This is a genomic window from Paracoccus gahaiensis (assembly GCF_005048225.1).
Lineage (GTDB): Bacteria > Pseudomonadota > Alphaproteobacteria > Rhodobacterales > Rhodobacteraceae > Paracoccus > Paracoccus gahaiensis.
On record NZ_SUNI01000020.1, the window covers coordinates 1 to 6,012 of the forward strand.

Sequence of the window (6,012 nt, forward strand, 5' to 3'; positions counted from 1 at the left end):
GCCCTTCTGGGCCTCGGCGCCGCCCCGGCGCTGTCCCAGACCGTCGGCATCTCGATCCCCGCCGCCACGCATGGCTGGGCGGGCGCGCTGAACTTCCATGCCGAGCGCACCGTCGCCCGCCTGCAGGAGGCCAACCCCGACATGCAGTTCGTGCTGACCACGACCTCGGATCCCGGCCAGCAGGTCTCGGACCTGGAAGACATGGTCGCCACCCGCGGCATCGACGCGCTGGTCGTGCTGCCCTTCGAATCCGAGCCGCTGACCGGCCCGATCCAGCGCATCGCCGACAGCGGGGTCTGGGTCACGGTGGTCGATCGCGGCCTGGCGCAGGAAGGGATCGAGGATCTCTATGTCGCGGGCGACAATGACAGCTTCGGGCGCACCGCCGGCGGCTACTTCGCCGAGACCCTGGACGAGGGCGCGCAGGTCGTCGTCATGCGCGGCATCGCCTCGACCGTCGACAACGAGCGCGTGGCCGGCTTCGAGGCCGCGCTGGAGGGCTCGGGCGTCGAGATCGCCGCGATGGATCACGGCAACTGGAACCGCGACACCGCCTTCAACCTGATGCAGGACTGGCTGTCGCGCTTCCCCGAAATCGACGCGGTCTGGGCCGCCGACGACGACATGGCCGTGGGCGCCCTGGCCGCCATCGACCAGGCCGGGCGCACCGACGAGATGTTCGTGGTCGGCGGCGCCGGCATGAAGGAGATGGTCGACCGGATCCGAAACAGCGATCCCACCGTGCCCGTGAACGTCACCTACCCCCCTTCGATGATCTCCACCGCCATCGAGATGACCGTCCTCGGCCTCACCGCAGGCGCCCCCATGAGCGGAGACTTCATCATCGCCTCCGAACTCATCACCCCAGACAACGCCGAAGACTTCTACTTCGAAGACAGCCCGTATTGAGAGAAAAAGCGCGCGGGGGGGGGATACCCCCCCCCCGCGCGTCGTCAGTCTGCCGCGCGGCAGGCCTCCAGCCAGCGGCGGACCGCCTCCAGCGCGGGGGCCTCGTCCAGCCAGGGGATATGGGCGCGGCCCGGCACCTCGGCCAGGATCAGATCCGGGCGCATCTGCACCATCCGCGCCACGGTCTCGGGCGCCAGAAGATCCGAATTCGCGCCCCGGATCAGCGCGACCGGCATTGCCGCCGTCGCCGGCCACAAGGGCCACAGATCCACCGGCGGCCCGTCGAAGGCCGCCAGGAACGCCTCGCGCAATGCCGGATCATAGTTCAGCGCCAGCCCCTCGGGCGTCTCGACGTAATGCCGCCGGGCGTCCTCCAGCCAGCGTCCCTCGGGCACGTCCGAAAACCCGGGCATCAGGTCGGGCAGGCGCTCGGCCAGCGCCGCATGGGTGGGGGCCTCGGGCGCGCGTCCGACATAGTCGAAGATCCGCTCCAGCCCCGCCCGGGCGATCTCGGGCCCGACATCGTTCAGGCACAGCCCCAGCATCCGCTCCGGCGTGGTCGCCGCCAGGACCATCCCGATCAGCCCGCCCCGGGACGTGCCCAGCACCGCCGCCCGGTCCACGCCCAGATGATCCAGCAGCTCGACCGCATCGCGGGCCTCGCGCGGCACCGTATAGGTCGCGGCCCCCGTCCGCTCCGATCCCCCGCGGCCGCGGTAATCCATGCGGATCAGCCGCACCCCGTCCAGATGCGGAGCGAGGTAATCGAAATCCGACATAGCCCGCGTCAGCCCGGCAAGGCACAGCACCGGCAGCCCCGAGCCCTCGTCAGCATAGACCAGACGCGCCCCGTCACTTGCCCGAAACTCAGCCATGCGCAGCCCTTTCATCTTGGCAGAAATATCCCGGGGGTCCGGGGGCTGGCCCCCGGCTTGGACCTAAAAGCTCTCGCTATGCAAGCTAGCCCCCGGCTTGGGCCTCAAAGGTTCTCGCTCTGCGGCATCCCCAGCACGTGATAGCCGCCATCCACCGTGACGATCTCGCCCGTGGTGCAGGCCCCCCAGTCCGAGGTCAGCCACACCGCCGTGCCGCCGATCGCCTCCAGCGTGGCATTGGCGCGCAGCGGCGCATTGGCCTCGGTATGGCGGAAGGTCTTGCGCGCGCCGCCGATGGCGGCGCCGGCCAGCGTCTTCATCGGGCCGGGGCTGATCGCGTTCACGCGGATTCCGTCGGGGCCCAGGTCGTTGGCCAGATAGCGCACGCTGGCCTCCAACGCCGCCTTGGCGACGCCCATCACGTTGTAGAAGGGCGTCACGCGGTTCGATCCGCCATAGGTCAGGGTGATGATCGATCCGCCGGGCCGCATCATCGGATGGGCGCGTCGGGCGACCTCGATCAGGGAATAGCAGCTGATCTCGAGGCTGCGCTTGAAGTTGGCGCGGCTGGTGTTCATGAACCGGCCGGTCAGCTCGTCCTTGCTGGAAAAGGCGATGGCGTGGATCAGGAAGTCCAGCTGGCCCCACCGCTCGGCCAAGGTCGCGAAGGCCGCGTCCAGCGAGGCGTCGTCGGTCACGTCCACATCGACCAGCAGGTCCGATCCGACCGAGGCGGCCAGCGGCTCGACCCGACGCCCGAAGGCCTCGCCCTGATAGGAAAAGGCCAGCTCGGCCCCTTCCGCCGCCATCGCGCGCGCGATGCCCCAGGCAATGGACCGCTCGTTGGCGACCCCCATGACAAGCCCGCGCTTGCCCTTCAGAAGATCGCCCATCAGCTGTCCCTTGTTCTTGGCCTCAGTCCAGATAGCGCGACATCAGCAGCGTGGCATTGGTGCCGCCAAAGCCGAAGCTGTTCGACAGGATCGAATCCAGCCCCGCATCGTCCACCCGGCTGGAGGCAATCTCGCCCGGCTGGATCTCGGGGTCCAGCGTGGTCACGTTCGCCGAGGCGGCGATGAAGTCATTTTGCAACATCAGCAGCGCATAGATCGCCTCGTGCACGCCGGTCGCGCCAAGCGAATGCCCGGTCAGCGACTTGGTCGAGCTGACCGGCGGGGTCGTGCCCTCGCCGAAGATGCGGCGGATCGCCTTGATCTCGCCCAGATCGCCGACCGGGGTCGAGGTGCCGTGGGCATTGATGTAGCTGACCTTACGGTCCTCGGGCAGGGTGGCCATTGCCACGCGCATCGCCCGCTCGCCGCCCTCGCCGGAGGGTGCGACCATGTCGTAGCCGTCGCTGGTCGCCCCGTATCCGGTGACCTCGGCATAGATCTTGGCGCCGCGCGCCAGGGCGTGGGACAGTTCCTCCAGCACCACGACGCCGCCGCCGCCGGCGATGACGAACCCGTCGCGGGTCGCGTCATAGGGGCGCGAGGCGGTCTCGGGCGTGTCGTTGTACTTGGACGACATCGCGCCCATCGCGTCGAAGAGGCAGGACAGGGTCCAGTCCAGTTCCTCGCCGCCGCCGGCGAAGACGATGTCCTGCTTGCCCATCTGGATCTGCTCGACCCCGTTACCGATGCAATGTGCCGATGTCGCGCAGGCCGAGGTGATGGAATAGTTCACGCCCTTGATCTTGAAGGGAGTCGCGAGACAGGCCGAGTTCGTGGAGGACATGCAGCGGGTCACCATGAAGGGCCCCATCCTCTTGGGCGCGCCCTTCTCGATCACCGTCTGGTGGGCCAGGAAGAAGTTCGAGGTCGAGGGCCCGCCCGATCCCATGATCAGGCCGGTGCGCTCGTTCGAGACGTCGCTCTCCTCGAGGCCGCTGTCGGCGATCGCCTGCTCCATGGCCAGGAAGTTGTAGGCCGCCCCCGGACCCATGAAGCGCAGGTTGCGCTTGTCGACATGGTCCTCCAGCACGATCTGCGGCATGCCGTGGACCTGGCTGCGAAAGCCGTGTTCGGCATATTCGGGGGCGAAGACGATGCCCGACTTGCCGCTGCGCAGGCTTTCGGTGACTTCGTCGGCGCTGTTGCCGATCGGGGATACGATGCCAAGCCCGGTGATGACGACGCGACGCATGGGGGCCTCCTTGGATGAATGGGGGGTCAGGTGGCCGACAGGGCCACCTTCATGTCCTTGACCTGATAGATGACCTCTCCGTCCGCCTCGACGCGGCCATCGGCCACGCCCATGGTCAGGCGGCGGGTCTGCACGGCCTTGGTGAAATCGACGGTATAGCGCAGCAGCTTGCGGTCGGGGCGGACCATGCCGGTCAGCTTGACCTCGCCCACGCCAAGCGCATAGCCGCGCCCCTGCCAGCCGCGCCAGCCCAGATTGAAGCCGGTCAGCTGCCACAGCCCGTCCAGGCCCAGGCAGCCGGGCATGATCGGATTGCCGGGGAAATGGCAGTCGAAGAACCACAGGTCGGGCGTGATGTCGAACTCGGCCACGATATGGCCCTTGCCATGTTCGCCGCCATCTTCCGACACCTCGGTGATGCGGTCCATCATCAGCATGGGCGGTTCGGGAAGTTGCGCATTGCCGGGCCCGAACAGCTCTCCGCGCGCGCAGGCAAGCAGGTCGTCGCGGTCGAAGCTGGTCTGGGTCATAGCCATGCGGGTCGTGCCTTCTGTGGGCGGCCCCTGCGGACCGGTCGGGATCGTCGGATTGCGCAACGGTCTATCATCCGGCGTCAGATCGACGCAAGGGCAAGCGGCGCGCGGCCCCCGCCGCCGGTCAGAGCCCGCCTAGAACCACTGACCCGGTTCCATCAGGCCCAGGTTCATCAGCTGATCGCCGCTCCACTCGAAGGGATGCGAGTTGCGCCAGGTCAGGCTGCCGACCTGATCGCGCGAGCCCGGATTGGTCGCCAGTGCCTTGGCCACCCGAAAGGACGCGATGGCGGCGGTCAGGTTGTGATGCCAGGGGCAGGAATAGGTGTTGTATTCCTCGATCGAGAAGCGGTGATCGGCGGTCACCTGCAGGCCGGGGGCTGCCCGGAACAGGGCGATGCGGTCGATGCGGCGGCGGTCGGGGGGCAGCAGCTCCTCGTAGCGCCAGCGCAGGCCGCCGTGGAAATCCAGCTGCCGCTCGCGGGCCTGCCCGTCCGGGCCGATGCGGCCAAGCGCGTAATAGCCGGCGCGGTCGAACAGCGGCGCATGCAGGTCGACCGCATCGGGATGGGTGGTCAGGTCGCCCGCATAGAGGTCGACCACATAGCTCAGCATGGCGGGGCGGCGTTCCTCGGTGTGGAAGGCCAGCATCTCGCCCACGCTGCGCGTCTCGCAGAAGGGATAGAACAGGAATTCGGCATTGTAGCAGTAATAGAGCCAGGTGCCGGTCGGCACGGCCCGGATCACCGCGTTCACCGCATCGACATGGGCATCGGGGCGGCGGATGTCATAGGGCAGCAGCGTGACCTTGGAGGCCAGCACCTCGGGCAGGTCCTGCGGCTGGTCCGAGAACAGCAGGATGTGGCGGAAACCGCGGCCTATGTGATGCTCGACGGTCGCGGCGACGGCGGTGGCATCCTCGATCAGGATCAGCGCCAGCGGACCCTTGGCCAGCACCTCGGGCTTGCGGGCCAGGAAACGCTCCATGCTTTCGGTGGGCAGCAGCATCAGCGCATCACCGCCTTGACCTGTTCCAAGGCCTGCCCCAGCAGCTGGGGATTGCCCTCGGCGGCGGCGACCAGTTCCTTCAGCGTCTGCTTTTGCGGCGCCGCCAGCGCCGAGCCCTCGATGATCCGGTCGACCTCGGCACGGTCGAACCCCTCGGGGGTCAAGAGCGCCTCGATCCGTGCCGCGATCGAGGCGGCGTCGGCGGTGTCCGATGCGGCCTCGGCGGCATCCTGCGCGGCGGTCGCGGCCTCTTCGGCGGCTTCGGCGGGAGCCAGCGCGGTCACCCCGGCGGTGGCGCCGGCCGCGGCGGCGGCGGCCCGGTCGGCGGCGTCCAGGGCTGCGACGGCGGCAGCCTCGGCGGCGTCTGCGGCGTCCGAGGCCGGAGCGGTGCCGGTATCCTCGGAGGCGCGGGCGGCCTCGGCGGCGGCATCGGCGGCGATGGCGGCCGCGTCGGCTGCGGCATCCGCGGCGGGGGGGGGGGGGGGGGGGGGGGGGGGGGCGGGGGGGGGGGGGGGGGCGGCCCCCCCCCCCCCCCCCCCGCC

Annotated in this window: 7 protein-coding genes; 1 reads left to right on the plus strand and 6 read right to left on the minus strand. The window is 69.1% G+C overall.

Annotated features, from left to right (window positions below; translation table 11 throughout):
• The first annotated feature begins 6 nt into the window (after window positions 1-6).
• Complete coding sequence (locus tag FA743_RS16370; RefSeq protein WP_136887181.1) at window positions 7-909, plus strand: ABC transporter substrate-binding protein; 903 nt, start codon at window positions 7-9, stop codon at window positions 907-909.
• Window positions 910-953: 44 nt separating this feature from the next.
• Here the strand turns inward: FA743_RS16370 and FA743_RS16375 are convergent, their stop codons facing one another.
• From FA743_RS16375 to FA743_RS20495, 6 genes are all read right to left on the minus strand, one after another.
• Window positions 954-1,784, minus strand: a complete 831-nt coding sequence (locus FA743_RS16375; protein ID WP_136887177.1) for an alpha/beta fold hydrolase — start codon at window positions 1,782-1,784, stop codon at window positions 954-956.
• Window positions 1,785-1,888: 104 nt separating this feature from the next.
• Complete coding sequence (locus FA743_RS16380; protein ID WP_136887178.1) at window positions 1,889-2,677, minus strand: enoyl-ACP reductase FabI; 789 nt, start codon at window positions 2,675-2,677, stop codon at window positions 1,889-1,891.
• A 22-nt stretch (window positions 2,678-2,699) separates the two neighbouring features.
• A complete protein-coding gene (gene fabB / locus FA743_RS16385) occupies window positions 2,700-3,929 on the minus strand; it encodes a beta-ketoacyl-ACP synthase I (protein WP_136887179.1) in 1,230 nt (409 codons plus the stop codon).
• Between the two features lie 26 nt (window positions 3,930-3,955).
• Entirely contained in the window at window positions 3,956-4,465 is a 510-nt protein-coding gene (fabA, locus tag FA743_RS16390) for a bifunctional 3-hydroxydecanoyl-ACP dehydratase/trans-2-decenoyl-ACP isomerase (protein ID WP_136887180.1), read from the minus strand.
• Between the two features lie 132 nt (window positions 4,466-4,597).
• Window positions 4,598-5,464: a glycosyltransferase family 2 protein gene (locus FA743_RS16395; RefSeq protein ID WP_425467201.1), complete on the minus strand. Its 867-nt coding sequence runs from the start codon at window positions 5,462-5,464 to the stop codon at window positions 4,598-4,600.
• A 5-nt stretch (window positions 5,465-5,469) separates the two neighbouring features.
• Window positions 5,470-6,012 (minus strand): hypothetical protein (locus FA743_RS20495; RefSeq protein WP_211242304.1); only part of this gene is annotated, 543 nt, incomplete at its 5' end.